Genomic DNA, 371 nt, shown 5'->3' on the forward strand with positions numbered 1-371 from the left:
CTCGCTGCCGCGGTCGGAGTGCATGACGCAGCCGGCCGCGAGCGCACCCCGGCCGGCGGCCATCTTCAGGGCGTCGACGACCAGGGAAGCACGGTGGCGGGCGGGCATTGCATACCCGATGACCTCGCGGGTGGCCAGGTCCAGGACGGTGGCCGGATACAGCCAGCCCTCCCGTGCGGGCAGGTAGGTGACGTCCCCGACCAGTCTGGTGCCCGGCCGCTTCGCGGTGAAGTCACGCCCGGTCAGGTCCGGCGCCGGAACGGCCTCGGCATCCGGCCTGGTCAGGGAGCGTTTCCGACGCCGGGTGATGCCCCGGATGCCGCGCCGGCGCATGGTCTTCTCCACCTTCCTGCGGCTGATCCGGCGACCAC

Annotated in this window: 1 protein-coding gene; it reads right to left on the bottom strand. The window is 72.8% G+C overall.

The genetic code is table 11. The annotated features are described in order from the left end of the window. The coding region (locus IF89_RS0136330) for a DDE-type integrase/transposase/recombinase (RefSeq protein WP_158718171.1) at nt 1-345 on the bottom strand (345 nt) is incomplete at its 3' end. Between the last annotated feature and the right edge of the window lie 26 nt (nt 346-371).

It is taken from the genome of Streptomyces sp. NRRL F-2664 (assembly GCF_000719345.1).
Taxonomy (GTDB): Bacteria; Actinomycetota; Actinomycetes; order Streptomycetales; family Streptomycetaceae; genus Streptomyces.